Source organism: Streptomyces sp. NPDC079167 (assembly GCF_040686735.1).
Classification (GTDB): Bacteria; Actinomycetota; Actinomycetes; order Streptomycetales; family Streptomycetaceae; genus Streptomyces.
Map to the genome: position 1 here is coordinate 359,780 of NZ_JBFBLO010000005.1, position 26,798 is coordinate 386,577.

25 protein-coding genes and 2 pseudogenes are annotated in these 26,798 nt (G+C 69.4%); 9 read left to right on the top strand and 18 right to left on the bottom strand.

What is annotated here, in order from left to right:
- Positions 1-27: 27 nt before the first annotated feature.
- Complete coding sequence (locus AB0P41_RS13620) at positions 28-336, top strand: hypothetical protein (RefSeq protein ID WP_356706871.1); 309 nt, start codon at positions 28-30, stop codon at positions 334-336.
- Positions 337-673: 337 nt separating this feature from the next.
- Here the strand turns inward: AB0P41_RS13620 and AB0P41_RS13625 are convergent, their stop codons facing one another.
- Together AB0P41_RS13625 and AB0P41_RS13630 are read right to left on the bottom strand one after the other, a co-directional pair.
- On the bottom strand, positions 674-1,969 hold the full coding sequence (locus AB0P41_RS13625) for a GDSL-type esterase/lipase family protein (protein WP_365931967.1): 1,296 nt from the start codon (positions 1,967-1,969) through the stop codon (positions 674-676).
- Positions 1,970-2,250: 281 nt separating this feature from the next.
- On the bottom strand, positions 2,251-3,621 hold the full coding sequence (locus AB0P41_RS13630; RefSeq protein ID WP_356706867.1) for a cytochrome P450: 1,371 nt from the start codon (positions 3,619-3,621) through the stop codon (positions 2,251-2,253).
- Between the two features lie 226 nt (positions 3,622-3,847).
- Here AB0P41_RS13630 and AB0P41_RS13635 point away from each other — a divergent pair, with 226 nt between their 5' ends.
- The 3 genes from AB0P41_RS13635 to AB0P41_RS13645 are packed head-to-tail and all read left to right on the top strand — an operon-like array spanning position 3,848 to position 6,245.
- Complete coding sequence (locus AB0P41_RS13635; RefSeq protein ID WP_365931970.1) at positions 3,848-4,369, top strand: hypothetical protein; 522 nt, start codon at positions 3,848-3,850, stop codon at positions 4,367-4,369.
- Positions 4,370-4,371: 2 nt separating this feature from the next.
- Positions 4,372-5,583: a histidine kinase gene (locus tag AB0P41_RS13640; protein WP_365931973.1), complete on the top strand. Its 1,212-nt coding sequence runs from the start codon at positions 4,372-4,374 to the stop codon at positions 5,581-5,583.
- The gene (locus AB0P41_RS13645; protein ID WP_365931975.1) at positions 5,580-6,245 is read left to right on the top strand and encodes a response regulator transcription factor; all 666 of its coding nucleotides are present in this window, start codon (positions 5,580-5,582) and stop codon (positions 6,243-6,245) included. Before AB0P41_RS13640 ends, AB0P41_RS13645 begins: the two co-directional genes overlap by 4 nt.
- 42 nt (positions 6,246-6,287) lie before the next feature.
- Here AB0P41_RS13645 and AB0P41_RS13650 read toward each other — a convergent pair whose 3' ends face one another.
- From AB0P41_RS13650 to aztB, 5 genes are all read right to left on the bottom strand, one after another.
- The gene (locus AB0P41_RS13650) at positions 6,288-6,896 is read right to left on the bottom strand and encodes a GNAT family N-acetyltransferase (RefSeq protein WP_365931977.1); all 609 of its coding nucleotides are present in this window, start codon (positions 6,894-6,896) and stop codon (positions 6,288-6,290) included.
- Between the two features lie 139 nt (positions 6,897-7,035).
- Positions 7,036-8,229: a zinc metallochaperone AztD gene (gene aztD / locus AB0P41_RS13655; RefSeq protein WP_365932128.1), complete on the bottom strand. Its 1,194-nt coding sequence runs from the start codon at positions 8,227-8,229 to the stop codon at positions 7,036-7,038.
- A gap of 49 nt (positions 8,230-8,278) precedes the next feature.
- The gene (gene aztC, locus AB0P41_RS13660) at positions 8,279-9,211 is read right to left on the bottom strand and encodes a zinc ABC transporter substrate-binding protein AztC (protein ID WP_365931979.1); all 933 of its coding nucleotides are present in this window, start codon (positions 9,209-9,211) and stop codon (positions 8,279-8,281) included.
- Positions 9,208-10,428, bottom strand: a complete 1,221-nt coding sequence (locus AB0P41_RS13665; protein WP_356706856.1) for a hypothetical protein — start codon at positions 10,426-10,428, stop codon at positions 9,208-9,210. Before AB0P41_RS13665 ends, aztC begins: the two co-directional genes overlap by 4 nt.
- The gene (gene aztB, locus AB0P41_RS13670; RefSeq protein ID WP_365931981.1) at positions 10,425-11,306 is read right to left on the bottom strand and encodes a zinc ABC transporter permease AztB; all 882 of its coding nucleotides are present in this window, start codon (positions 11,304-11,306) and stop codon (positions 10,425-10,427) included. Before aztB ends, AB0P41_RS13665 begins: the two co-directional genes overlap by 4 nt.
- Positions 11,307-11,370: 64 nt before the next feature.
- Between aztB and aztA the strand changes: the two genes are divergently transcribed.
- Positions 11,371-12,111 carry a zinc ABC transporter ATP-binding protein AztA gene (gene aztA, locus AB0P41_RS13675; protein WP_356706852.1) on the top strand — a complete coding sequence of 247 codons (741 nt, stop codon included), beginning with the start codon at positions 11,371-11,373 and terminating at the stop codon, positions 12,109-12,111.
- Positions 12,112-12,345: 234 nt separating this feature from the next.
- On the opposite strand, the gene AB0P41_RS13680 is transcribed toward aztA, so the two are convergent.
- The 3 genes from AB0P41_RS13680 to AB0P41_RS13690 all read right to left on the bottom strand — a co-directional run bounded on the left by AB0P41_RS13680 (position 12,346) and on the right by AB0P41_RS13690 (position 17,125).
- Positions 12,346-12,561, bottom strand: a complete 216-nt coding sequence (locus AB0P41_RS13680; RefSeq protein WP_356706850.1) for a DUF6243 family protein — start codon at positions 12,559-12,561, stop codon at positions 12,346-12,348.
- Positions 12,562-12,769: 208 nt separating this feature from the next.
- Positions 12,770-14,350, bottom strand: coding sequence for a hypothetical protein (locus AB0P41_RS13685; RefSeq protein ID WP_365931983.1), 1,581 nt, complete (start codon positions 14,348-14,350; stop codon positions 12,770-12,772).
- A gap of 186 nt (positions 14,351-14,536) precedes the next feature.
- Complete coding sequence (locus AB0P41_RS13690; protein WP_365931985.1) at positions 14,537-17,125, bottom strand: glycoside hydrolase family 9 protein; 2,589 nt, start codon at positions 17,123-17,125, stop codon at positions 14,537-14,539.
- Between the two features lie 950 nt (positions 17,126-18,075).
- Between AB0P41_RS13690 and AB0P41_RS13695 the strand changes: the two genes are divergently transcribed.
- Positions 18,076-18,633: a DUF2165 domain-containing protein gene (locus AB0P41_RS13695; protein WP_356706844.1), complete on the top strand. Its 558-nt coding sequence runs from the start codon at positions 18,076-18,078 to the stop codon at positions 18,631-18,633.
- 116 nt (positions 18,634-18,749) lie between these two features.
- Here the strand turns inward: AB0P41_RS13695 and AB0P41_RS13700 are convergent, their stop codons facing one another.
- The 3 genes from AB0P41_RS13700 to AB0P41_RS13710 all read right to left on the bottom strand — a co-directional run bounded on the left by AB0P41_RS13700 (position 18,750) and on the right by AB0P41_RS13710 (position 21,762).
- Entirely contained in the window at positions 18,750-19,232 is a 483-nt protein-coding gene (locus AB0P41_RS13700) for a hypothetical protein (protein ID WP_365931987.1), read from the bottom strand.
- Positions 19,233-19,790: 558 nt separating this feature from the next.
- Complete coding sequence (locus AB0P41_RS13705; RefSeq protein ID WP_365931988.1) at positions 19,791-20,051, bottom strand: hypothetical protein; 261 nt, start codon at positions 20,049-20,051, stop codon at positions 19,791-19,793.
- Positions 20,052-20,286: 235 nt separating this feature from the next.
- The gene (locus AB0P41_RS13710; protein WP_365931990.1) at positions 20,287-21,762 is read right to left on the bottom strand and encodes a serine/threonine-protein kinase; all 1,476 of its coding nucleotides are present in this window, start codon (positions 21,760-21,762) and stop codon (positions 20,287-20,289) included.
- Positions 21,763-21,972: 210 nt separating this feature from the next.
- Between AB0P41_RS13710 and AB0P41_RS13715 the strand changes: the two genes are divergently transcribed.
- Positions 21,973-22,314 carry a DUF5713 family protein gene (locus AB0P41_RS13715; protein WP_365931992.1) on the top strand — a complete coding sequence of 114 codons (342 nt, stop codon included), beginning with the start codon at positions 21,973-21,975 and terminating at the stop codon, positions 22,312-22,314.
- 248 nt (positions 22,315-22,562) lie between these two features.
- Positions 22,563-22,919, top strand: a complete 357-nt coding sequence (locus tag AB0P41_RS13720) for a peptidoglycan-binding domain-containing protein (protein WP_365931994.1) — start codon at positions 22,563-22,565, stop codon at positions 22,917-22,919.
- Positions 22,920-22,938: 19 nt separating this feature from the next.
- Here AB0P41_RS13720 and AB0P41_RS13725 read toward each other — a convergent pair whose 3' ends face one another.
- The 3 genes and pseudogenes from AB0P41_RS13725 to AB0P41_RS13735 all read right to left on the bottom strand — a co-directional run.
- On the bottom strand, positions 22,939-23,085 hold the full coding sequence (locus AB0P41_RS13725; RefSeq protein ID WP_365931996.1) for a DUF6221 family protein: 147 nt from the start codon (positions 23,083-23,085) through the stop codon (positions 22,939-22,941).
- Positions 23,086-23,229: 144 nt separating this feature from the next.
- Positions 23,230-23,349, bottom strand: a pseudogene (locus AB0P41_RS13730) (IS5/IS1182 family transposase); the annotation flags it as partial.
- 23 nt (positions 23,350-23,372) lie between these two features.
- Positions 23,373-23,930, bottom strand: a pseudogene (locus AB0P41_RS13735) (IS701 family transposase); the annotation flags it as partial.
- Positions 23,931-24,115: 185 nt separating this feature from the next.
- On the opposite strand from AB0P41_RS13735, the gene AB0P41_RS13740 reads away from it, so the two are divergent.
- On the top strand, positions 24,116-24,862 hold the full coding sequence (locus AB0P41_RS13740; RefSeq protein ID WP_356706822.1) for a class I SAM-dependent methyltransferase: 747 nt from the start codon (positions 24,116-24,118) through the stop codon (positions 24,860-24,862).
- A 225-nt stretch (positions 24,863-25,087) separates the two neighbouring features.
- On the opposite strand, the gene AB0P41_RS13745 is transcribed toward AB0P41_RS13740, so the two are convergent.
- Positions 25,088-25,822 carry an alpha/beta hydrolase gene (locus AB0P41_RS13745; protein ID WP_356706820.1) on the bottom strand — a complete coding sequence of 245 codons (735 nt, stop codon included), beginning with the start codon at positions 25,820-25,822 and terminating at the stop codon, positions 25,088-25,090.
- 279 nt (positions 25,823-26,101) lie between these two features.
- The gene (locus AB0P41_RS13750; protein WP_356706818.1) at positions 26,102-26,662 is read right to left on the bottom strand and encodes a TetR/AcrR family transcriptional regulator; all 561 of its coding nucleotides are present in this window, start codon (positions 26,660-26,662) and stop codon (positions 26,102-26,104) included.
- Between the last annotated feature and the right edge of the window lie 136 nt (positions 26,663-26,798).

Consider the following 26,798-nt stretch of genomic DNA (forward strand, 5'->3'; position numbering starts at 1 on the left):
AACGATCGCGATCCTTGAGGAGCTGTCATGACCACATTTGTGATCACCGTGCCCGGCACATTCGTCACGGACATCACGGAATCCCGCCGTGCTTCCCTGGAGCACAAACTGAGTGCCCGGCACACGGACGTGAGCGAGAGGGAAGGCCTCGACCTGCTCAGCCTCGGTGATGACGCCACCTTCTCCATTCGGCTGGAAGTCGATGCACCGGACCGGTACGAGGCGGAAATGGACGCGGTGCGCCTCGTGTCGGCGGCCCTGCGGGAGGCGGGCTACTCCGCAGAGGACGCGCCGCTGGGTCCGCCCGCCGTCACCGGGATCGACAGCGACCTCTGATCACCCGTCACGGCGTCGGGCGGCTCACCCCCGATGTCGCCGGCGGCCGTGCCCCGGCCGCCGAGGAGGGCACGGGCCACTCGCGTGCCCTCTCGTCCGTACGCTCCGCGCCGGGCACTGTGTGCCGGGACACTCACCGCCGTCGAGGGCCCGGGGCGTACGAGGAGGTGGTTTCTTGGCCGGCGGCGATGGTCCACCGGCCCGCAGCCGGGGGCCGCCCAACTCGGCCGGCGGCCAGCGCCTGGCCCGTCTCCTCGAAGACTCCAGGCTCCGTCCCCGGTGACCGGTCGCCTGTGGGCCGAGACGGTGCGCGAGGACCCGGCCCAGCACCGCGGTGTCACCTCTCCAGGACGGCGGCCACCTCGTTCGCCATCGCCCGGTAGCCCGCGTCGTTGGGGTGCAGCGCGTCCTTGTAGGCGTAGGCGGAATCGAGACGGTCCGGGTCCGAGGGCGAGGCGAGTGCCCGGTCGAGATCGACGTACGCGTCGAACTCGCCCGAGCGCCGGATCCAGTCGTTGACCTCGTTGCTGACCTGTGCCGCGTGCGGGCCCCAGTGGTCCGAGCCCTTGAAGGGCAGCAGAGTGGCCCCGACGACTTCGAGGCCCTTGTCGTGCGCGGCGGCGATCAGCATGCGGTAGGCGCGGATGAGCTGGCGGGACGACACCACGGGTGCGGGCTTGTAGGTGGCGGGCGGATTCGGCCCCTTGGCGGCTTCACTGAAGCCGATGTCGTTGACCCCTTCGAGGATGACGACCGTGGAGATGCCCGGCTGGTCCAGGACGTCACGCCCGAAGCGGGCCGTGGAACGCTCACCGAACCAGGCGGAGTCGTTGAGCAGAAGGTTGCCGCCGATGCCCTGGTTGACTACGGGCCGCCCTGTCAGTTCGGCGAGTGCGTCGGAGTAGCGCCGGTCCGTGTTGGGCGTGGAGCCGAAGCCGTCGGTGATGGAGTCGCCGAAGACGGCGACACCGCCCCCGTCGCCCGCGCCTCGGGCGTACTTCCGGGCCGCCCCTGATGGGCGCGCGTCCGCCGCGCCGCCGACCTCGACGCCGGAGAGGTAGTACCAGGACTGGGTCCTGCCGGTGTAGGCGGTGCCCGTCGTGTCGGCCCGGTGATCACCTTCTGCCCGGTATGTGTCGGCCCAGCCCTGGGAGTGAAAGGTCGCTGGGCCCGTGGTGCCCGCGAAGTAGAGCGTGATGGTTACCGACTCCAGGCTCTCCAGGCTCAGTTCGGCCGCATCGCTACGGAGTCCCCCATGAGCCGGTATCCACGTCGACCGTTCCCCGTTGAAGGTGAGGTGGCGGACGGAACCCTGCTCGACCGCCGCGCCCCGGGCGGTGCGTGCGATCACCGCCCCCGTGAGGTGCAGTGGCGAGGTCCCGTACGCGTTGGAGAGCCTGATCCTGGCCAGGTCGCCGCCCTTGGTGACACGCACGACCTGGCGTACGGACTGGTGGGAGAAGCCTTCCTGGGACCAGTTGGGCGTGAAGCCGGTGCTGGGCAGTTGAGGGGAGGCGCCCCAGGCTGCGGCCCAGGTGACGGGCGCGGCCTCGGCCGGGGCGGCCAGGATGCCGAAGGCGAGGGATCCGGCGATGAGGGGTGCGGCGACGCGACGTACGTATGTGGTGCCCACGACGACTCCTAATGGGAAAATGGTTCCGTTAACTTCCTCGGGAACCGTAACAGATCGCCAGCGCTAATGGAACTGAGGGCCCGTTTGGTGCATCGCTGTCGTCGGCCGTCCCTGTAGGCCGGCGGCTGCGGCCTCGTCATGGGCGGCGGCGGACCGGCACCGTCCGGTGCTGGGGGACCTCCGCCTCGTGCGTGCGGGCGTCACGCGGGAGACCGTGCGCCCCGGCCGGCCGGGCCCGGGAAGTTCCCGGACCCGGCCGGCTCGGACAGCTGCCGGCCTGGTCAGTCCCGGTCGGGGGAGCCGGTTCGCCGGTGCACGGTCATCAGCAGGGTGCTGGGCCGCACGGTGGCCCGTGCCACGGGCCGGACGGTCCGGTCCGCCGGGATCTCGAACCGCACTCGCCTGATGATCGTCGCGATGGCGGTGACCAGCTCGGTGAGGGCGAACCGGTCGCCGATGCACTTGTGCTTGCCGGCACCGAAGGGCAGGAACGCCCCCGGCGTGAAGGCCTCGGCCTGCGCTTCTTCCAGCCAGCGGTCCGGATCGAACGTGAGCGGGTCGGGGAAGAGCGCCGGGTCGCGATGCAAGGCGTGCTGACAGTAGGCGAGTTCGGTGCCGGCGGGAACGGACCAAGGCCCCAGTTGCGTCCGGGTGACGGTACGGCGGGTGACGAGCCAGCCGGTGTGGTGCAACCGCAGCGTCTCCCGGATGACCCGCCCGAGGTAGGGCAGACGCGGGAGGTCCTCGAAGGTGACCGGCCGGCCGTCGAGGACTGCGTCGAGCTCGCCGAGAACCCTTCCCTCGACATCGGCGTCCCGGGCGATCTCGTAGAGCGCCCAGGCCAGGACCGAGGCGGTGGTCTCGGTGCCCGCCACGGCCAGCGTGAGGATCTCCGAACTGATCTGGTGACCTGACAGCGGAAGGCCTGTCTCCTCGTCCGTGGTGCGGAGCAGCAGGGACAGCATGTCACCGGTTTCCTGCCCCGATTCCTGGAGTCCGGCCACGGCGTGGTCGATGGTGGCCCGAACCGCGTCCCTGGCGGCCGTGAACCGGCGGTTGAAGGGCAGGGGAAGTCTCTCCACCCAGTCGGGCAGCATGACGCGCGCCCCGACACCGTTCATGACGACCGAGAGGTCTTTGCGCAACTGACGGAACGTCGCGTCGTCCAGACTGCCGGCGAAGACGGTCTTCGCGAGCATCTCGAGGGAGAGCTCCACCATGGCCTCACGGACGTCGAGCTGACGGCCAGGGGCCCACGAGCCGACGGCGGTGGCCGTCGCACCACGCATGATGTCGACGTAGCGGGCGATCTCAGGCCGGGCGAAGGCGGGTTGGAGCTGGCGTCGCTTGCGGACATGCTCCTGGCCCGACGCGGTGACCACGGAGTCGCCCAGCAGCTGACCCATCTTCTCGAAGAAGCGTCCCTTGTCGAGCCCGGGACCGAGGTCGGTCAGCATGGTGCGGATGAGGCCGGGGTCCTGGACGATCACAGTGCGGGTGCCGGGCTGGAGCGTGATCTCGACCAGCGGGCCGTAGTCGTCACGGAGTGAGGAGATGAAGCCGAGGTTGTCGCGTACGAGCTGTACCGCGTGACCCAGCAGCGGGACGGAGCCCGCCGCTCTGGGTATGGGGGGAGGCGCTACGAGCGTCACGAGAGCATGCCACCTTTCGAGCTGATCTTGGGCGTCATATGGCTTCCCTGAGCGGTCCTCCGGGCAATCCACCCGGTGAAGTGGTATACGCCACGGAGAACGACGTTTGGCCCCTGCCGCCGAGGGACAACCCGGTGGGGTGGACATCGCCGAGCGGCTGAACTCCACCCACGGTTCCACCCGTGGGTCCAGGCGCTACGAGCCCCGCCCCGGGACTCTTGAACGCATGACAACGACCGAGTGGATCACCGACATCGTCCTCATCCTCGTCGTCTTCCGACAACTGAGGGAAGGCCGACTCGACCTCAAGTCCTTCCTGATCCCCCTGGGGATCGTGGCGTTCGTCGCCTACGCGTACCTGGACACCATTCCCACCGCGGGCAACGACCTCGTGCTGATCGGCATCCTGATGGCGGTGGGCGCCGCCCTCGGCACAGCGGGCGGCATCCACACCCGGCTCCGGACCGCCGGCGAGCACGTACTGATCAAGGCGGGAGCGGTGTCGGCGACCCTGTGGGTCCTCGGCATGGGAGCGCGAATGGTCTTCCAGCTCTGGATCGAGCACGGCGGCGCCGACGACGTCGGACGGTTCAGCGTCACCCACCACATCACCGGCGACCAGGCATGGGTGGCCGCCTTCGTCCTGATGGCACTCACCGAAGTGGTCACACGCCTGGCCACGATCTTCCTCCGGAGCCGGTCCCGGACGGTCACCCGCCCCGCGCCCGCCTTCGAACGTACGGCCTGACCATGCGATATGTTCTGCCCGTGTCCGCAACCGAGAGCGTCCCGCCCCATGGAGAGGCCACGGCGCGGGCGGCGGGCCCGCAGCGGATCCCCGCGCGGGACCCGCGGGTGCAATGGCTGCTCACCCTCGCGGTCGTCGTGGCCGGAATCCTGACGATCCGGCCCATGGGACTCAGCGGCCGAGGTCTGGCCGTCGCCCTCCTCTTCGTGATCAACTGTGTGGCGCTGTCGGCCCGGCACCTGCCCGAGAGCAAGGTTTCCAGGCACCTCGCTCTCGTATGGCTGGCGCTCGGCATCGTTGCCGCGGCCGCCCTCATCGGTGTCAGCAGCAGCGGGACGAGCTACCTCTTCGCGTTCTTCCTCGCCGGCCACATCGGATACCGCCTCGAGACCAGGCCGGCCCTCGTTCTCGCGGGGATCTGCAGCCTGCTCTGCGGCGGACTCCTCTACTTCCGGCTCGGGCCCGGCTACCACGAGCTGCCCTGGGCCGTCGGTCTCGCCACAGGTGTCCCGGTCCTGGCCGGCATCGTCAGCCGCAGTCAGCGCCGGGCCGTACTGGCCGCGATCGCGGCGGCCGAATCAGCAGAACGCGCCGCTCGTGCCGAGGCCACGACCGCCGTGCTGACCGAGCGCGGCAGGATCGCCCGGGACGTGCATGACGTCCTGGCGCACTCGCTGGCCGGGATCAACATGCAGTTGGAACTGGCCGACGCCCTGATCGACACCGGTGACCTCGACAGGGTCCGGGAAGCCAACGACAAGGCCCACAGTCTGGTCAGGAAGAGCCTCGAACAGGCCCAGTGGACCGTCCACGCCCTGCGCGAGGACTCGCTGCCGCTGCTGGAGAGCCTGACCGCGCTGCTCGAGTCGTCGGGTCACCGTGACGTCCTCACCGTCACCGGGGCCGTCCGCGAGGTGCCCGTCCAGGTGACCCGGAATCTGCTGCGGATCGCACAGGAGGCGCTGACCAACGCCGCCCGGCACGCCCCCGGGGCAGAAGTCGGCATGACGCTGACCTTCGACGCTTCGTCGACCGCACTGAGGATCCGTAACGGCCCCGCCACCCGTGCCGTGAACGCGGGAATCGGCAGCGGGATGGGGCTGATCGGAATGCGTGAACGGGTCGCGCTGCTGGGCGGAAGCCTCACGGCGCGCCCCGTCACCGAGGGACCGGACGAGGGCGGCTGGCAGGTGGAGGCGGTGATCCCGGGATGAGCGAACCGGTTGACGAGTCGCAGACGTTGAAAGTGGTGGTGGCCGACGATCAGGCCGCCGTCCGGGAGCCGCTCGCCGCGGTGCTGGGGCTGTCCGACGACATCGAGGTCGTCGCGGCCGCCGCGGACGGCAGCGAGGTGCTGACCGCGGTCGCCGCCGGGCCGGTGGACGTGGTGCTGATGGACCTGAGGATGCCCGTGATGGACGGGATCGAGGCAACCCGCCGGCTGAGCGAGGAGTACCCGCACGTGGCCGTGGTCGTGCTGACCACGTTCGCCGACGACGACTCGATCCTGGGCGCGCTGGGCGCCGGGGCGAGCGGCTACCTGACGAAGAACGCGGGACGCCGGGACATCACCCGGGCGATCAGGGCCGCCGCCGCCGGGCAGTCCGTGCTCGACCGCGAGGTCCAGGACCGGCTGCTCGCCACCGTCAGGCCCGGTACGCCGGCGGTGGGACAGTCACTGCCCGGCACCCTCACACCCCGCGAACGCGAGGTACTGGCTCTGATCGGCCAGGGCCTTCCCAACCGGGGGATCGCCGAGGAACTGTTCATCAGCGAGGCCACGGTCAAGACCCACATCAACAACCTGTTCGCCAAAGCGGGAATCCGTGACCGGGCCGACGCCGTCCGTCGCGCCATCGAGTCAGGCCTGACCTGACCTGACCCGGCTGAGGCGCCGGAGACGGACGGGCGGGCCGGCTCACGGCATCGGGCGGAGATCCAGCATCATGTCGAGCGACAGCGAACCGTTCGTGCCGACGAAGGCCCCGACCGGCCGGAAGCCGTTCTTCTCGTAATAGCGAATGGCGCGGGCGTTGTCGGCGAGGACGCCTCCCCACAGGATGATCCTCGTCCTGCCGAGCTTCCGCGCGACGTCCCTGATGAGCGGCAGGGCGAGCGTTCCCACCCCTCGTCCCTGGTAGTCGTCGGCCAGGGTGGGACCGAAGCGGCAGTCGGTGAGCTCGGTGAGATCGATGCCCGCTTCTCCGTAGCGCGCGATGTCGGAGGGGGTGAGGGCGAGACCGAGTTCGAGAAGGCCGACGATCCTGGAGGACGGCACTTCCTCGAGCACCAGCCTGAGCTTGTCGTACCGCGCGATGGCGTCACACAGTTCCCGGGCCGCCACGATGCCGTAACCGCCGAACGTGCTGAGCCGCCTGGATTCAGGTGACAGGCCCTCGAGGAAGCACGCCAGACGCTCGCAGTCGGCGTGGGTGAGAGGGCGGAAGACGACCCTCGCACCGGAGCTCAGGTCCAGGTGGTGAGTGAGAACCAGCGGTTCCTCGGCGATCTCCGCCAGTGTGAGCAACTCGGCCCCCTCGACGGCACGGATTGTCGGACCGAATCTACCAGCGACCAGGATTCGTCCACGCTCCGCTCGGCCCGCTGCGCGAACCGGAGCGCGCCCCCGCCGTCAGGCGGGAACGCGCTCCTCGCAGGCCGGGAGGTCAGTGCCCCTTGACACCGCTCAGCTCGTTGGGGGCCTTCGGCAGTTCCGTCGCGGCCAGCTGCTTGCCCGACTCGATGTCGATGGCCAGCAGCTTCCTGCTCGACGGGTCCGTGACGTACGCCGTGTGATCGCGCACGAACAGCGCCGGCCTGGACTGCTGCCAGTCCAGCGGCTCCTGCCACGGGTTCAGGACGGAGATCCTCTTGGTCACCTTGCCGGTCTCCGGGTCGATGACATGAATCCTGCCGTCGGTCCCCAGGACGAGCGCCTCACCGTGCGGACCTCGTGCCAGCGAACGGAACGTGTAGCTCGTACCGATGTCGACGAGCTGCATCCTGCCCGTCTCCGTGTTGATGAGGGACACCTGCTCCGGGCGCTCCAGCTCGGCTTCCTTGTCCGTCTTGTAGTCCCCGAGGACCACGGGCGACTCGTCGGACCCGGCCTGGTTGCCGATCCGGCCGTACTCAGCAGGGCTCTTCACCTTCTTGATGGCGCCGTCCCTGTACACCAGGACACCGTCCTCGCAGCCGATGACGACCGCCTCGCCCTGCGCGGCCGCCTCCCCGTGGACACCGGGGCACTCCTCGCTGCGGGTGATCTCCTTGCGGTCCTTGTCCAACACGGTGATGCCGACACGCTTCTCCTCCGTGCCGAGCGTGGTCACCAGCCTGCCGTCGGCCAGCTGGATGGCGACACCGTGGTGCGGGGCGGCGGAGGTGTACGTCTCGGCCTTCGGCTTCGTCCCGCCCAGATCCTCGGGATCGAAGACCGTGACCACGCCGGTGCCGTCGGCGAAAAGGATGGTTTTGCCCGCGTGCCGGACGACGTGGCCCGGCTTGCTGCCTTCGAACTCGACGTCGGTGAGCTTTCGCCCCGCCGCGTCCAGTACCCGGAAGCCGGTCGCGGTCGAGACCATCACATGGCGGTCGTCGCCCGCCGGGTTGACCCGGTTGAACCCCTCCAGCGGTATGTCCTCGGCGAGCTTCAGCGTCTTCCCGTCCAGGACGTACAGGCCCCCGTCGTACGTCGCAACGACCGGTTCCGCGACCTGGGCCGCCGGTGAACCCGACGCCTTGCCCGTCGTCCTGGCAGCGGACCCCTCGTCGCCGCCCCCGCAACCGGTGAGCGCGACGGAGACACCCACAAGGGCGCTCACGGCAGCCGCTGCCCTCGGGCGTACTGCGTGCTTCATCATGTGCTTTTCCTCTTTTCAGCTGTCGCCCACGAACGGCGACAGGTGGCTATTCGGCTCCCAGGCCCTTGGATATGGCCCTGGTATTGGCGCGCATCATCTCCAGGTAGGTGGCCGCCCCCTTTCCCTTCGCGGTGAGGGATTCGGAGAACAGCGGCACGACATCGACCTCGATGCCGCTTTCGCGTTTCAGGACCTGGGCCAGCCGGTCGGGCTGCGACGAGTCCGCGAAGATCGCCTTCACACCCGCCGTCTCGATCGCCGTGTCAAGGGACTTGAGGTCGGAGGCGCTCGGCGAGGCGAGCGTGGTCCCGCTCGGGATCACCGCACCCACGATCCGGAAGCCGAAACGCTGCGCCAGATATCCGAAGACATGGTGGTTGGTCACCAACTGGCGATGCCGGGGCGGGATTTCGTCGAACTGTCCGCGCATCCACCGGGTCAGTCCGGTGAGCTGCGCAGCGTAGGCGGTCGCGTTCTTCTCGACGACGGTGCTGTCGACGCCCCGTACGTGCTCGGTGACCTGGTCCGCGATGAGCCCGACGGCTTCGCGGACCCGCTCGGGATCGGTCCAGAAGTGCGGGTCCGCCTCGTCGGCCGACTCGCCCGCCGTGTAGGCGATCGGGTCGACGGATTCCCCGACCGCAAGGGTGGAGACACCGGCCTCCTCGGCGGCCTCCACATGGCGCAGGACGTTCTCCTCCAGGCCGAGACCGTTGTGGACGACCAGATCGGCCTGTTCGATGGACGCCGCCTGCTGGGCCGAGACACCGAACGAGTGGGGATCGGCGCCGGCCTGCATCAGCACGGTCACCTCCGCCTCGTCGCCGACGACGTTGCGGGTGATGTCACCGAGGATGTTCGTGGTGACGACCACCGAGGGGCGGTCCTGTCCACCTCCCGAGCAGCCGCTCGCCCCGAGGAGCAGTACGCCGGCCAGGGAGGCCACAAGGAGGCGCGCGGTCGTTGAACCTGTCTTCATCGGCCGGTCTCCACCATGTATGTCGGGGCGAAGTCGAGCGGGAAGGTCCGGGCGAGCCGGAGCCGGTCGTTGTAGTCGATCTCGTAGACCTTCCGTGCCGCTGCGTCGTTGACGTACGCCCGGGTGGTGTCGACCTCGATGACGGCGGACCCGGCCCCCTTCGGGAGGAGTTCCTTGCGGGCGAGCCTCTTCCCGGTGGCGATGTCGTACGCGGTGAGCGCACCGTCCTTGCCGAGCGCGAGCAGCGGAGAGCCCTCTCCCGCGGTGTTGGCGGCCACGACCGGGCCGGTGGCGATGCGTGTCCAGGAGCGGTCGGTGACGTCCAGGACCCAGGCGGCGTCATCGCCCGACCTGGCAGCGAGCGTGGTGCTGCCCGCCCGGTGGCGGAACTCGACCGCCCGATCCGAGGCCGTCACCGCTGTGCCGTACGGGATCTTCTCCGCGTCGAACACGCCCTTGCTCTCGCTGACCAGCAACGCGCCGTCGGCACAGCCGAACACCACACCCCGGCGGGTGACCGCCTCGCCTCGGGCCTGGGCACACGGCTCCTTGAGCGTGGTGACCCGCGAACCGTCGCGGGCGTGCACCTCGACGGATTCCTCCCCGGCGCCCGCTGAGGCGACCAGCAGATGTTCCTTGAAGGGGACGGCCGCCCCGCCGCCCGCACCGGTCAGCTCGCTGCCACCGGGGACGGTGCCTCCCTCCAGCTGTTTGCGGTCGAACAGCAGGGTGCCGTCCCCGGGGGAGGAGACCGCCGTGACGGCCTGATCGCTGTGGACACGGGCGGAGGCCGTCGCCGCGACGGTCCCCGCGACGTCGCGGATCGCGGCACGGTAGTAGTGGACGTGGTCGCCGTGATCAACCGTCCAGGCACCGGTGTCGACGACGTGAGTGCTGCCTCCTGAGCTCAGATAGGCGAACCTCCCGTCGGAGCGCACACCTTGTACGCCTTCTCTGTCCCCGAGTGCTGTGATGTCCTCGGTGACCAGGTCCAGGACCTTGACCGCCCCCGTGCCCGCGTCTGCGAGAACGAGCCGGGACTGCTGTTCGGAGGCCTCTTCGGCTCCCTCGACGTACCCGTGGGGTTTCGCCGCGGAGGCAGAGGCCTTCGCGGGTGACTTCGCGTCGCCGCCGCTCTGGCAGCCGACGAGCAGCCCGGAGCTGACGAGGGCGGCGCAGAAGAGAGCTGCGGCGGTTCGGGTTTTCCTGGGTGTCATGACGGATGTCCGTATTCCATGTGCGGGCGGTCGGTCGTGGAGGCCGGGGGAGTGGACCGCGACCACCGGCGGTGAAAGCCGGAGACCGCGGTGGAGATCAGGAACTGGACGACTGCCGTGGCGGCGATGCTCGCCCCCGCAGCCGTGCGCAGGTGCCACGAGAGCAACAGGCCGATGAACGTCGCGCTCGCCCCGAGGCAGGCGGCACCGGCCATGATCACCGGGATTCGGCGTGCCCACGGCAGCATGGCCGCGGGCGGCGCGATCAGCAGGCCGAAGACCAGCAGAGTCCCCACCACGTGGAACGACGCGACGACGGCGAGGGTGAGCAGGGCCAGCAGAGCCGCCTGCGCGAGGCGCGGCCGGAGCCCCAGTGTGTGCGCCTTGCGCTCGTCGAACGCCAGCGCCACGAACGGCCGGTAGCCGAGCACGGAGACCACCAGCGCGATGACCAGTGCGCCTCCGAGGTAGGCCAGGTCCGCCGGACGCACGGCGAGCACGTCGCCGAAGAGGAAGCCGGTCAGGTCGACCGCGAACGACTCCGAGCGCGAGACGATGATCACGCCCAGCGACAGCATCCCCACGAAGAGCAGGCCGATGCTGGTGTCCTGGGACAACCGGGGCGACCGGCCGACGACGCTGACGCCGAGCGCCATGACGGCCGCGCTCACAGCGGCGCCGACGAGCAGGTTGCCTCCCAGCAGCGAGGCGAGCGCGATCCCGGGAAGCATGCCGTGCGACATCGCGTCCCCGAAGAACGCCATACCGCGCAGGACGACCCACGTGCCGGCCAGGGCGCAGATCGACGACACGAGTACGCCGCCCCACAGGGCCCGTTGGACAAAGGTCACCTCGAAGGGGCCCATCAACCATTCCATGCTGCCGGACACTACAATGAAAATGATTATCACTACAAAGAAGTGACGGGAAGAGGCTCGGAAGATGCAGCGACAGGTAGGGCTCGCCGACGTGTCGGCCGGATACCCGAACCGTGCAGTACTCCATCAACTAACCCTGGACATACCAGCGTTGAAGACCACGGCGGTGGTCGGGCCGAACGGCTCGGGCAAGTCCACACTGCTCGGGGTGATCGCCGGAGTGATCCAGGTAACAGCAGGCGAGGTGAAGCACCGCACGGACAGGCGCGCGGCGTTCGTGACGCAGCGCAGCACGGCGGCCGATGTGCTGCCACTGACGGTCCGGGACGCGGTGGCGATGGGGAGGTGGAGCCACCGCGGCCCGTGGCGGAGGCTGACCCGGCGGGACTGGGACGCCGTGGAGGCGAGCATGAACAGGCTCGGCATCGGCGCCCTCGCCCATCGGCAACTGGGAGAGCTGTCGGGCGGACAGCGCCAGCGCGCGCTCGTCGCGCAGGGATTGGCCCAGGAAGCGGATCTGCTCCTGCTCGACGAGCCCACGACCGGACTCGACGCCACGGCCCAGCGGCTCATCGCCGACGTGCTGGCCGAAGTGACAGAGGAAGGAGTGACGGTGGTCCAGGCGACCCATGACCTCGAGGTGGCCAGATCCGCAGGCCATCTCCTGCTGCTCCAGGACGGCCGGCTGCGGGGAGCGGGCGACCCCGGGGAGGTACTGACCGGCGACACCATCGACGAGATCTGGCAGCTGCCCCCGAGGACGCAAGGCGCAGGGCGGGCCGCAGCCCGCTGCGAGGCCCCGTGACCGGCCGTCCCAGGGGCCGGGTCGTACGGGTCGAAACGCCCTGGCGTATCAACTCGGCGATGCGTCGGCCGACAGCTCTCTTCGGCGTCTCGAAAGCCGTGCCCACCGGGCCGGGATCCCCGACGGCCGGACCGCGATGAGCGACCCCCGGCCCGTTACAGCGGCAGGGCCGGGGCCGCGCATCGCGGTCCCGGCCCTGCCCCGTGCGGCGCCGCCCCGTGCGGCGGCGGTGCGTCAGCTCTGCGCGGTGCCGTCGTCCGCCTGCCCGGCACCCTCGGCTGCGCCTGCCTTCTCGCGCATCTTGCGCACGAGCTCGGCCTTCTGGTCGGCAGCGCTTCGGCGATCGAGGTTGCGGTGCGGACCGTTGTTCTGCCGTTCGGCGCGCGACAGCCTCTTGCGCTGGCCGCCGCCCATCCCCACGGGGTTGTTGATGTTCTTGCTCACGGTCATGGGTTCTCCCGGTAATGATGTGAAGTGATCTACGGATTCATCGGTGGGGGACGGGCGGCGACGTCGAAGGACGTCAGCAGGGGCTCATCACGCGCTCACTCGTGAATCGGAGTCTGGAAGAACATGACAAACACGTTACCCGCTTCCGTCGGCACCGCACACCAGCCCGTCACTCCGACGACGCCGGAAAGGCCGCCGGCACCCGCGCCTACGCAGGCGGCCTCACCTGGCGGCCGCCCGTGTGCAACAGCCGGCGGACCGTGTCCTCGTCCAGCGCCGCGTTCGCAGCCGCGTCATGGGCCAACTCCTCGTCGTCGAGGAGTACTGCCAGCCGGGACCGCGGGAGATTCGGGTGGCGTGTCGCCGCAGCCCTCACGGCGTGGTCCGGATCCTGGGTGAGCCGCTCCACGACTGACGGCTCGGTTTCGGCGTCGCGTGCGGCCAAGGCCCGGACCTCGGGGTCCTCGTGGTCGGCGAAGGCGGCCAGTCCGGTGGTCGGGAAGTTCGGCCGGGTGGTGAGATGACCGCGCTCGGGCCCGGTGTACTCGAGGAAACTGCGCAGCAGAAGCGGCGCGGGGGCGTCCGGGTGGTTCTGGGCCAGCAGGACGCGTACGCCCAGGTCGTCGTCAACGGTCAGTCGTGCGACGAGGTCCGGTGGCAGCAGGTGGTCCTCGGCCGCCTGCCGACGCAGCAGTGGGTGGTCGGAGAGTGCGTTTCGGCGCACGGTCCCGGGATCCCGGGGCTCCTCGGGCGCAGGGTGGAAGACGAAGGGATGGTCCATGGGGACCTGGTAGCCGATCCGGGCCCGTTCCTCCTCGCTCAGTGCGGGGTGGACGGACACGGCCAGCCGGACGTCGGGGTGGGGGTCCGTCATGAGCGTGCGGCGCTCGGCCGGTCCCAGGTCCGCGCGGTACGCGACCCGCGTGCGCACGTCCGGGTCCGGATCGGCGACGAGTGCGCGGCGCTCGGCGGGTCCGAGGTCTGTGCGTTGCGCGATCCGGCCCCGTATCCCCGGATCGGAGTCGGCGGCCAGGAGGGCCACCGTGTCGGGGGGGAGGGAGGGATTGACGGCGATCATCGCCTTCTCCTCCTTGCCGACGGGCCTGGCGAGGACGCCCTCCACCACAGCTCTGGTGAGGGGGGCGTGGAGCAGCAGGTCGGTGCGGGCGTGGCACGGCCGGTCAGGGAGCTCGCTCTCCACCCACGCCGGATCCTGATGGCGCGCGTACCGCTGAGCCGTCTCCCGGACCTTGGCGTCGGGGTCCGTCAGGAGGGCGGCCAGCAGGTCCGCGGACGGTGATGTCCACCCGACCCCCCAGCGGCGGACCTTCGCGATCGGATGGGTGGGCATGGACCGGCGCAGTCCGATGGAGATCTGCCGGTAGAAGGGACCGCCCAGGAGCTCGTCGTCGTACGTGCTGATCATGTGGACGACGGCCTCGTCGGGCAGGGGCATGGGCCGGGCGAGGACAGCCATCCGCGGCCCCTCGGCCAGGTGGGCGCGGACGAACCACTCGGGATCATCCAGCAGCCTGACCCGCTGGGCCGGATCGACATGAGGATTGCGGGCGAAGAAGCTGCGGGTGTACCGGTCGGGGTGCTCGATCACCGCGTCGACGACGGCGTCGGGCAGACTCCGGTCCCTGCACAGCACCATCCGCGCGGCAAGCGGAGCGTCGGAGAGCAGACGCAGGAGGACACTCTCCGGCGCGGACGGGTTGAGAGCCAGCCCGGCGAGCCGACGGGTGGGGAGATCGGCGTCCGCCCAGATCTGCTCAGGCGTAGGCATGCGTCGTACCCCCCGGGGTGTCGAACGGCCACATGAAGACCTGATCCAGATCCACAAGCTTATCCGCCGTGCGCAGCGCCAGGCCGAGCGCCGGGCAGCGCCGTCCAGACCCCCCAGGGCACCGGCCCGGGAGCGGCGTCCGGCCAAGGACGACCGCACCCGGGCTCGTACCGACCTGCGTCGCGATCAGTCCGACCGACAGGCCCGGCCGTTCAGCTTGAACGACCCCGGATCCGGCGCCGGGCCGGCGGCCGAGGTGTTGAAACCGAAGTCGACCGATTCGCCCGGAGCCAGGACCCGGTTCCACGGGAGCGGCCTGGCACTGACCGTCCGGCCGGACTGCTCGAACTCCGCGCTCCACGTGTGGCTCAGACGCTGATCCCCGGACAACAGCCACGTCAGCGACCACGGCGAGACCGGTTCCTGGCCCGTGTTCTCCACGCGGACCGTCACCGTGGAGCCGCTGCTCCACGGGTGCGAGGAGTACGAGACCTCGCAGGTACGGGCCGGGTCGGCCTGCCCGTCGCCCGCGTCGTCCAGGTAGGAGGCGATGAAGGCCAGCGGCGCGTTCCAGTTGATGGTGATCTCGTTGGTCGCCCAGGAACCGATGTCGTCGACATAGCACATGGCCGGAGCGCAGCCGCTCAGCTTCTCCGCCGCCACGGGATCACCGGATGCTCCCGCGGTCAGGTTGGGCCCACCGGCGACGGAACCGGGCGCCGGGTGAGGCAGAGCGGGATCGTTCTGATGCGCCCAGAAACGGTGGTGCTGGTTCCGGGAGTCGCGCTCGCCGTAGCCGGTGACGTAGGACTGGTTGAGGGGGTTGCGGCCGAGCAGGTAGTCGGCGCCCCGCAGCACGGCGTCCTGATAGACGGTGTCACCGGTCAGGTCGTGTGCCGTGGCCAGCACGGTCATGTTGTTCAGGACCTGACTGTTGGATCCCCAGACGTAGTCCTCACCCTTGGGGGCGTACGGAAGCCCGTACACCTGCGCGCCGGACTGCGCGGCGTAGCGGTCGGCGGCCGCGGTGACCACCGAGCGGACCTCGCCGAGCTGCGCCGACGTCAGACCGTTCGGCACGGTGGCCAGGGTGAGCACGCCCAGTCCGCCGGTGGATCCCCACGAGATGCCGCCGCCGGCCGGGAAGACCGCGTCCGTGTCACCGTGCAGGCCGGAGGAGAGCACCGCCTGGCGGTAGGCGTCCTTGCCCGTCGTGGTGAACAGCTCGGCGGCGGCCCAGTAGAACTCGTCCGAGACGTCGTTGTCGCTGTACGCGCCACCGCCGATGCCGTCGTTCGGGTCGGCGAGGACGTCCGGGTGCTGCTTCGCTGCGGCCCATGCGGTCTCCGCGGCCCGCAGGCAGCGGTCCGCGAAGTCCTCGTCGAAGGGGGCGTAGAGCCGCGCGCACTGGGCGGCCGTGGCGGCGAGGTTCAGCGTGGCCGCCGTCGACGGAGGATGCAACTCACGCTGCTGGGGGTCGAGATGCGGCTTCATGGGCAGCCCGGTCCACTCGGCGTCATGCATCTTGTGGTGCGCCATCCCCGCCAGCGGCTCGCCGGCCGGGACCTGCATCCTGATCAGGAAGTCCATCTCCCAGCGCGCCTCGTCCAGGATGTCCGGCACCCCGTTGTCGCGTTCGGGCACCCGCAGCTCCCCGTCGCCGAGCTCCGCCGACTCGGCGTTCGGGGCGGTCAGGGTGCGCTCGTACGTTGCCATCAACTGGGCCACCGAGATACCGCCGTTGACGACGTACTTGCCGTGGTCGCCCGCGTCGTACCAGCCGCCAGACACATCCAGCCGGTAGCCGCATTCGCCCGCCCGGCAGGGGACGTCCGTGTCGCCCTTGTTGGGTGCGACGCCGATGTGCCCGGCAGGGCGGGCGTACTCCTCACCGACGAGGTCCGCCTCGATGGGCGTGCCACTGCGGTTGTGGTAGAAGTACGCCAGCGCGTCGGAGCGCAGTCCGTCGTACAGGTCGCCACGGATCGAGAACGGCTCGCTCACCTCACCGTCGACCTCCACGGTGTAGCCGTCGCCCACCGTGGTGACGCCGTCGAAGTCGAAGGTGTGGACCCGCTGACGTGAGCTCGGGTCCTCGCCCTGCGGAACGGTCCTGCCGGTGGCGGCCGTCGAGCCGTCACCGGCCTTCACCGTCCACGTCAGCGGCGCGTCGGCGTCGGTGACCACGGTGCCGCTCTTGGGACCGTGGGGCAGGTACCCGACCTGGTTGACACGTACCGGCGAGCCGGTGTCCGGTACGTAGACGGGCGGTTCGGCCCCGCCCCGCAACGACACGTCGTCCAGACAGAACCGGGTCGCCCGCTCACCACCGCCGATCTGCAGCTGCACCGACGCGGCGGGCAGGTCCACCGAGGCGGTGAACGTACGGGTCACCTGTGTGACCTCCGTACTCACCGGGTCCGCGGTGGCGAGCACCGTGGTGTAGGGCTCCGCCGCCTCCTGGACCCGCGTCTGGACGGTCAGGGGGGCAGTCGAACTGGCCGTGTAGGACAGCTCGTAGCTCTCGCCCGCGACGATCGGGACATCGTTCTGGCCGACGATGACGTCCCAGGCGTTGGCCGTACCGGCGGGCACCTCCGCGCAGAGTCGGCCGTCCGACACGGCCGCCGGCGCGTTCGCCGTCCACCACCAGGGGGCGGTACCGGCGGCGAAGTCGCCGTTGGTGATCTGTTCGGGACCGGGTTCGGCTGCCAGGGCACCGGCCGCGCCGGGCACCGCCGGCGCCACCGCGAACAGTAAGGCGGCAGCTGACATCCCGAACAGGCGTCTCCCGCGCCGGGGACGGATGCGCACGGGCCGTGCGGAGAGTGGTGAGGCATTCACCGGGAAGGCCTTTCGTCGACAGGGGCGGTGGACGTGGGGGAGCGGGCCACCAGATATGGGAGCGCTCCCATCCGCATTGTGGGGGTGGGCTCCTCATTCCGCCAGGGTCATGACAGCCTTGACTCGTGCAACTTCAGCCAGTTGCGTTCGCCTGGCGAACTGGGTGAGTGGTGCGAGCGGTGGTGACGGCCCGGCGACCGGCCGAGACACCGTGCCGGACCGGCGAGGAGTGCTCGCCGGTCCAGCCTTCTCGTCGGGCGACGGGCACAGCGAGGGGTATAGAAAGCGGTCCGGGAGACCTTCATCAGCTGACACACTTCTGACGCCATGGCCTGGTTGCTTCTCCGCCTCGATGAACGGGTGCTCCGTCACCGGGGTCTCCTCCACGATGAAGGCTGTGGCCCGCTTGAGGACGTCGACATGCTCAAGCAGCACCCCAGTGCGGCCAGTTCCTCGCGCTCATGCTGGTCCGCCCTTTACGCTCACCCGCGTCGGCCTCAGCCTGCTTCACCCGGTCCCACACCGCGGTCTCCGTCAGTTCGAAGTCTTCGGCAACCCGTCCGACCGAGCGGTCGCCTCATCTGCGCAACCCGACGATCTCCGCCTTGAACTCCGGCGTGAACGAACGACGAGGGTGGCGAGGCATCTTCTTCCTCATGCTCTCCACATCCGCCCTGAGCTGGACCCGGATCCCGAATGTCCGTCAAAGCGGATCAAGCCCAGCTCGCCGTCTCACCGCTGACCATGCACGCGCTCGTTGGTCACGTCTGCCCGCTGCCCGACAGTGCGCCGGGAGGTCGCCTCTGCCTATCGAGCGGGTGCGCACGGCATTGTCGCCATAAGCTCTTCCCACCGGGCTACGTACGGACCATAGTCGGATCATGAACCATTCACCGGATGCGCCGCCCGTCTCGTCCGTGGGAACGGCACCACCACCTACACGCCTGTTCGGACCGCACGAGGTCGCCGCCGCCTTGCTGACCGCGACGGTCGCAATTCTCATCACTCTTGTCGCCTTCGGCAACATCACGGACTTCGGCACGAACCGGGACTTCGTGCGTCACGTGCTCGCGATGGACACCACCTTCCAGGACGAGGACCTCATGTGGCGAGCGGTCACCTCGCGCACCCTGCAGGACGCGGCATACGTCGCGATCATCGCCTGGGAGGCCGTGGCCGCCCTCGTCCTGCTCGCCGGCACCTGGCTCTGGGCCCGCCGGAGCCCGCGGGCACGGCAAGTCTCCACCGCCGGCCTGATGATGGTGTTGCTCCTGTTCGGTATGGGGTTCCTCGCGATCGGCGGCGAGTGGTTTGCGATGTGGCAGTCGGACGACTGGAACGGTCTGGACGCGGCCACGCGCAATGTGGTCCTCAGCGGATTCGCTCTGCTGGTGGTGCTGGGGGCCGGCCAGCGGGACCGTGGCGCCCCCGCTCCGTGACCTCCACGACCGCCACAGTGGAGCCGTCCGTGGGAGGGGCCAGGTGTCTCGGGTGTACTTGGCACTTGGTGTGTGCGACGGCACCGTGGACGTAAAGAGCCGGCCCGCGGCTGAGGCTATTGCGGTCGGGCCCATCGCTTGATGATGTGCGGGGCGGAAAACGGAGCGGGCCAGGTCTGCAGTCGGACTTCCTCCGTCGCCTCGGGCTCCTCGTCCGACTCGAGCCGGCGGACGGCAGCGGCGAGGTTCCGTCGAGAGGCTCGGGCCCGGGTCCAGCCTGCGGGCACATCGAATCGTGGCGCGTGGTCGAGGTAGTCGGTGCAGCCCATCAGGATGAACCGTCCCGAGGGCGTGTGGAGGCTCGCCTCGACGACGTGGTCGAAGTCGTCGCTGTCGTCGTCCGGCTGATCTGTGAGGACATGCACACTGACCGCCACGGTGTCGTTGACGGCCGTGCCGATGGCCAGGGCATCTTCGGTGATGCCGAGCCCGTCCAGAACGGTCTGTTCGGTCCACACGTCGCTGAAATCGCCTTCGGAGCCCTCGTCCATGAGGTGCATCTGGAAGTAGTCCGCGAAGAGCTCAAGATTGGTCGCCACGGAAGCATTGTCTCTCCTGGCCGTCCAGCGGACCGCCGGTCAGCTCGCGATACGTGTGGCCGGCTGCGGCCCGGTCGCAGGGCTGTCGTGCTCGGTGTCACGGGCCGTGGGGCTGTGTCATCCGACCAGCCCGTGCGGCACCGGGTGCTGGGCGGTCGGTTCCGGGAATCGGCACCAGGCCGGCCGAGCATGCATCCAGAGCCACCCGCCCTGTTCCCCGGTGACTGCAACACGGCGCTGAAGCGCGGGAGTGACACGGAGGTCGGGTTACTCCTCCGCACTGCTGGAACGCCCGCAAAGGAGGGCGTTCCACTCCGTGCTGCAAAGGGCGCGCTTCTGTTCGGCCGACGATGGACCGGCCCCGAACCAAGAGGTCCGGGGCCCGGTCGGTGCGGAAGCGGTCAGTAGTCGTCGCGTTCGGAGGACGGCCCGTACTGCTCGGTGAGATCGCAGATGCGCGCCTCGCAGGTGACATGGCCAATTCCAATTGCTTGTCCGCCCCCGCCCCTCGGCGTAACTTCCCGGTCACAGCACTACGGCTTCGAGGACGCGTGGCGATCAGCTGCCGGCCGACCGGTCGCGCGCCGCCACCGCGTCGGTCCCCTCTTGCACGAGGCCCATGACCGCCGGAACCTCCTTCGCGGCTCCGGTCTGTTCCGCGACTCCATGGGCGGCTGTGCCGGTCCGCTCTCCGGCGGTGCCGACGGTGAGAACGGTGTTGGTCAGTGCCGGAGCGAAATCGTCGGCGTGGGCAGTGGGGGCCGCGGCCAGCAGAAAGCATCCGGCCGCGGCGACGGAGAAGGTTCGGTATCCATTCATGGCCGGTACAACGCGTCGGCCTCCCGCAGGGCACGCCTGTTCCCGGGCGAACCGGCGGACCCTCACCGATCGACGCCCTGAAGCCTCCGCGAGTACGGCTATCGCCGCGAGGTACGCGGCTTCGACCAGGCCATGGCCGCCTCGCGCCTCCGGTCCACAACAACGGCGGATTCCGCGCCCACTGCGCTTCGGTCAACGGCACACCCAACCTGGCGATCGGATAATTCGAACGAGCCTAACCGTGGTGGTTCTGAGGCCCGGCGGAGAGCGCGGCCCTGCGGGCGGCTGAGTCGAGCCAGGGCCGGATGGAGCCGTCGTTGGTGAGGTCGGCGCGATAGGCCACCGCCACCCTCAGGTAGCGGTTTTCTCTCCAGCTGTATCGCCGTCGGTGGCTGCGGTGGACCTTTTCGGGACAGGGGGCGAGGCCACCCCCGTCGCCGGCGCTCCAGATGGTGAGGCGCCAGGCCCCGCCCCCGTCGCCCAGGTACCCGTGCGCGTCCCGGGCCATCGCCCAGTCGGGGAACGCGAAGACCTGGACGCAGACGTAGACAGGGTTCTCGGGCGTGGCATGGGGACCGGGCTGCTCCACGTAGACGCCGACGACCATTCCGGTACAGTCGCGGCGCGCGAGTTCCCTGGCCAGGTCGCTGGGGCCCGCTTCACGGGAGAGGCGGGTGCCCTCAGCGATCCGGGCGAACTCGATGTCCATGTCGTTGGTGAACCGCCGCGGCAGCAGGGCGTCCGCAATGAACGGCGTCTCGTCGGTGGAGGCGCGGTTCCAGGAGTCGGGAGAGGGTCGCCGGGGCGCGCGCTGCGTGTCGTCCATCAGGCGGGTACGCGGAGGCGGGGGCATCACCGCGGTGGGAGCTTCCGCTGCCTCCCACGACACCAGGAGTGCCTGAAGCCGCTGCTGAACCTGCTGTGCCGACTGCGGGCGCCGGTCGGGCTCGCGCTCCAGTAGTTCGGCGACGAGCGCGGTCACCTCCGGCGGCAGGCCGGGGCGGAACGCGTCGAGGGGCGGTGCCTCCTCGTCGAGTTTGCGCCGCACGACCGCGATGCTGTTGTGCCCTGTGAAGGGCGGCCGGCCGGCGAGCATCGCGAAGAGCATCCCACCGAGTGCGTACAGGTCGGAACGTTCGTCGCCGCGTTCCGTGAGGAACTGCTCCGGTGCGCCGAACTCCGGCGTTCCGGCCGGGGCCAGTTGGGAGGAGCGCGCCACGGTGAACGCGGCCTGGACGAACCCGGCGATGCCGAAGTCGATGACCTTCACCAGCCCGTCGCCGGTGACGATGACGTTGTGAGGCTTGATGTCGTAATGGATGACCTGGGCCCGGTGGGCGGCCTCCAGCGCGGCGCAGACGCTGCTGGCGATGGCCACGGCACGCATCAGGGGGAAATGGCTCTCAGCCTGGAGATGCGCCGTGAGTGTCTGGCCCTCGACCTTCTCCATGACCAGGAACAACACGTCCTCGTGGATACCCCGGTCGTACAGGGCGGCGACGTTGGGGTGGACGATCTGGGCAGCGGCGATGGCCTCGCGCTCGAACCGCCGGGGCAGGTCAGCCTGGGCAATGCCGTCGAGATCCAGCAGCTTGAGCGCGACCTCACGGTGGAGCACGCGATCCCGCGCGGCCCACACATCGCCCATGCCGCCCCGGCCCAGACGGCCGATCAGCTCGTAACGGTCCGCCATCAGCTTTCCCCGCTCCACGGGGGCAGCATACGAGACGCCTCTACACCTGCGAAGACGGCGGGTGCGGCGGCCCCCGCACCGTCTCTCCAGTCTCCTCGGCGCACACACGGGTTAGGGCCTGCCGCGAAAGTCCTGGTCACGCGGGGGTCTGGCATCAATGGCGGCGTCGTTGTCAGTGGTGCTGTGCATGACCGACGCGTCAGCTTTTCGCCGAGGTGGGGAAGTGCCATGCCGATCACAAGCCAGCAGGTAACGGGCCACGCGTTCCTACGGCAGATGTACGAGGACTCGTACTTCCCTGATCACGTGGTCGATCAGGGAGAGGCGATCCTGCTGCGGCTGTGCGAACGCGTTGAGGCTGATCGGCCATCGGGTCTGGAGAGCCTGTATGCGCTCACTCAGGCTGCGACGGATGAGTGCAACCTGCTGGACAGGGAGTTCGTTGCAGCCGGGAGCGAAATCGAGACGGTTGCGGGGGAGTGGATCTGCGACGAGTTCTACTTCGTGGCGTCGGCATACGGATTCGCGGACGCGGACGTGGACGAGTTGACCTCCGGCCGGGACTGGTGAACAAAGACGGGAAGGCTGAGCCAGTCGCATCGCCGCGACGCGTTCTCGCAAAGATTTCCGTGTCTGACCGAGAGTCAGTCGTCCCAGGCGCTTCGCGCGCCAGGTGCTTCTGACCGGGCTTCGCACGCTCCCCCGTACGGCGTAGCGCGCTCTGCCGTGACGGCCGATACAGGGGATATGTTCCGCTCAACCGATCCACCGGGCGGCTGACCCGCCCCGTCTCGAAGGGCTCTCCGTTGCCTCAGCGCATGAGACTTTCTCTGCTCGCTTCCGCCGTACTCGCCGCGGTCCTGATTCCGATCGGCTCTGCCGGTGTCGCTCTGGCCGCTCCTGCCGCCGTGGCAGCGAGCTGCCGGGAATCCGTCGACGGGACTTACTGCGGCTACGACCGCAGCGACGCCTACACGGACCGCGGTGACTCGGGTGCAAAGGTGAAGGAGCTTCAGGCACTGCTGATCCACCATGGCTACTCGGTAGGTTCCGGCAGAGTAGACGGCTACTTCGGTGCCGGCACGGAGTCTGCCGTGAAGCGCTTCCAGACGGCGAATGAGATCACTCCCGACGGCATTGTCGGCGCGAACACCTGGGCGTGGCTCCGGGCCTAGGGACTGTCTCCTTGAGACGCTATGGGCACCATTGCTGCTCGTAGCCGGGGTGTTCGGCGTATGACTGGCCAAGGACTCGCAGCGCGTATGCCAGGCCGGTCGAGCGGGAGTCCGAGGCGTCCATGGCTGCGCAGTCGTTTGCCAGTTGCTCAATCAGATCGAGCATGCGGAGGTGGCTGTCGAGAAGAGCCTCGCCGCCCAGCGTGCTGGCCACGTAGGCGTAGGCATGGTTATCGCCATGATGCGTGCGACGAGGAACTTCGCAAGATCGTCCATGTGACCAACCCTCTCGGGCAAGGTGCTTCGGCGGTCAAGCGGCTGTCCAGATGAGGATGGCAGCGAGGTGGAGTGCGGCCTGGTAGGCGATGGCGAGCTTGTCCGTTCGCATGGCCAGGCCGCGCCACTGCTTGAGCCGGTTGAAGCATCGCTCGCATGGGCGACTTCCTTGCCGGTCAGCGCGAGAACATAGGACAGCCCGCGTTCCTCCAGGCCGGCCCGGAACGGGGTGCTGACGCCGTAGCCCGCGTCGGCAACCACCACCGGCGCCTTCAGTTCCCAGCCGGTGAGCGTGTCGAGCATGCCGAGAGCCAGGCGCCACTTCTCCTGATGGGCAGCGGCCTCGTCCGGCGCTCCTGCCCTGCGCCAGCGGTCCGGATCATCGGTCCACTCCCGCGGCAGATACAACTGCCCGTCCAGCGGGCAGGACGCGATGTCGGTGGCGGTGTGGACGCTGACCGCGACCTGGCAGTTCGCCCGCTTCCCGAGGGCTCCGCAGTACTGCCGGGCCACCCCGGCCGAGGCGGTGCCGCAGTTGGGGAACGACACGTCGTCGATCACCCACACCTCAGGACGGACTGCCCGGCTCAGCCGTTCGGCGATCCGGCGCCGCACTGGCATCGGATCCCATGGCGACTGGTTCACGAACTGCTGCAGGGCCTGCATGTTCCCGTCCGGCAACCGTTCGGCCATCGGATGGATCGACTTACCCCGTCCGTCCAGCATCAGCCCCCGTTCGCGCGTGGTTGGCCGCCCTAAATCGGTGGACACGTCGCTCGGGAGGGCTCTAGGTTGCACGAGTCCAAGATCGACACGTTTGAGCGGGGTGCATTTGATGACGGTTCCAGCAGTGGTGGCCGACTGCGGACGGCTGCCTTCCAGGAACGCCAGAACCTCATCGAATCTAAGGAATCCCTCCTGTGGATCTTCCACGCAGCTTCACCATTCGCGAAAGCAGCCACCGCATTCACAACCCGTTCTCCGCTGACAAGCTCGCCGCGCTGGGCCGGGCGCTCCATCTGGCACCTGGCACGCGGGTGCTCGACCTCGCCAGCGGATCGGGCGAAATGCTGTGCACCTGGGCACGTGACCACCGCGTCACGGGGACGGGGGTGGACATCAGCACGGTGTTCACCGAGAAGGCCCGGGTCCGCGCCGCCGAACTCGGAGTCGCCGACCAGGTCGACTTCGTCCACGGCAATGCCTCCGGCTACGTCGCGGACGAGCCGGTCGATCTCGCCGCGTGCATCGGCGCCACCTGGATCGGCGACGGCGTGGCCGGCACCGTCGAGCTGCTGGGCCGCAGCCTCCGCCCAGGCGGCCTCATGCTGATCGGCGAGCCGTACTGGCGTCAGGCACCGCCGACCCAGGACGTCGTCGAAGGCTGCCACGCCGGCAGCAGAGCCGACTTCCGGATGCTGCCGGAGCTGATCGAGCACTTCGGCGATCTCGGGTACGACGTCGTGGAGATGGTGCTGGCCGATCAGGACAACTGGGACCGGTACCAGGCGGCGCAGTGGCTCAACCTCCGCCACTGGCTCGAACAGAACCCCGATGACGAGCTGGCCGCCGAGTTGCGGACCGAACTCGCCACCGAGCCCGCCCGCTACGTGCGGTACACCCGTGAGTACCTCGGCTGGGGCGTCTTCGCGCTGATGAGCCGCTGACACTCCGGGCAGTGCGGGTCCGGGCAGCATGCTGCCCGGGCCCGCACGTTTCATGATCCGTACGGATCCGTCAACGAGCCCCGAAGGGCAGGCAGCACGGGCCCCTGCCGAGAGTTCAGCAGGGGCCCACGGTGCGGAGAGCTGCGGAGGGCCGGGACCCGTCCTCGATGAGCGGCATGCCGGCCGACATCAACTACCGTCTGCTCCCGGCCCGGCGGACCGGCCTCATTTCAGATGTCGGGTGAGAAACTGGCCCGCGGCGTCCGCCGCGAACTGCGGGACGCCGGTGTGCCCGCCCGTATTGGCGTGCAGGGACTTCTCCTCGGAGCCGAAGGCGTCGAACAGGTCCAGGGCGGCCTGCCGGTCGTTCCCTTCGTCGTCCCACTGCAGCAGGACGTGCAGCGGAATGGTGACCTGGCGGGCCTCCTCGAAGATGGCACGAGGAATGAAACTCCCGGCGAACAGAACGGCGGCCGAGATGCGCGGCTCGACCAGCGCAAGGCGGACGCCGATGGAGATCACTCCGCCCGAGTACCCGACCGGGCCGCTGATCTCGGGCAGCGGGAGAAGGGCGTCCAGGGCGGCCTGCCATTCCGGGACGGCCTTGTCGACCAGCGGAAGGATGAGGGCGTCGATGATCTCGTCGCTGACCGGCTCGCCGGCCTCCATCGCCCGGCGCAGGTCGGCGCGGGCCTGGTCGGCGGCCGGCAGACGGGGCCGGTCGCCGCTTCCGGGGAGCTCGATGGTGGCCGTGGCGAAGCCCTCCGCCGCGGAGTGCCGGGCCCGGGCCGCCAGCCGGGGGTACATCGTGCGCAGCCCGAGGGGAGGGTGGCCGAGCAGGATCAGCGGCGCCGGGGCGGATGCCGGTGCGGGTGTCCACAGGATGCCGGGGATCTCACCGAGGGTGAATGCACGTTCGAGGACGCCGTCGTCAAGGCGCTGCTCAGAAGTGAAATGCATGGTCGTGCCTTTCGGAGTGCACTGGAACGGCGCTCCCGGACGACCTGCCTATCGCCCGACCGTGACCCCGGAGGGGAGCACCCATGTCGATACTGCGTTCACGGGAACCACCTCCTCGATCCTTCGCACGGTCCCCGGTAATGTAGCGGTGGTCGGCCTCGTCCGCCAACGGGTTTTTACGGAGCAGCGGTCACCGGCAGTCACGCCGTGCCGGCCCCACAACGACGTCCGAGCCATGGGCCGGGCCGAACGCCGCCTTGCGCGAGTCCCTTTTCGCCGTCAGGGCCGGTCGAGGGCGTTCGTCACGAGTTCGCGCGCGTACGTGGCGTCCAGCCGGCCGGGCCGGAAGAGGATGCGGTACATCATCGGCGCCACGACCCGGTCGATCACTCGTTCCGTGTCGGGCACGGCCTCGCCGCGCCGCGCCGCGCGGTTCAGGACGGCGTCGATCTGCTCTGCCGCGTAGGCGGAGCACTGGCCGGCGTTGGTGCCGTCCGGATCGCCGAGGAGCGCGTCCCTGATGTACGCACGCCCGGGCGGAGAGGCCATCTCGTCGAGGAACTGCTCCGCCCATGCGTCGAGGTCGGCCCGCAGGCTGCCGAGATCGACGGGGTCGGTCTCCGGCCGCAGCCGTTCGACCGCGACGTCGGACAGGAGTTCCTGCAGGTCGCCCCAGCGGCGGTAGATCGTGGAAGGGGTCACACCGGCCCGGGCCGCCACCAGCGGAACGGTCAGTGCTTCGCGGCCCGTCTCGCCGACGAGTTCGCGGACCGCGGCGTGCACGGACTCCTGCACACGGGCGCTGCGTCCGCCCGGGCGCGTCATGGGCTTGGGACTCATGCGTTCCACCTTAATGCGAATATGTTGCTTCTAGCAGCACCAGTCCCGTTCTCCGCGCCAGGCGCCCGGGTGCCGCCACCGCCCTGGGAACCGTCCTGGGCACCGCGTCCACCGAAACCGGCGGCCGACGGGTCGG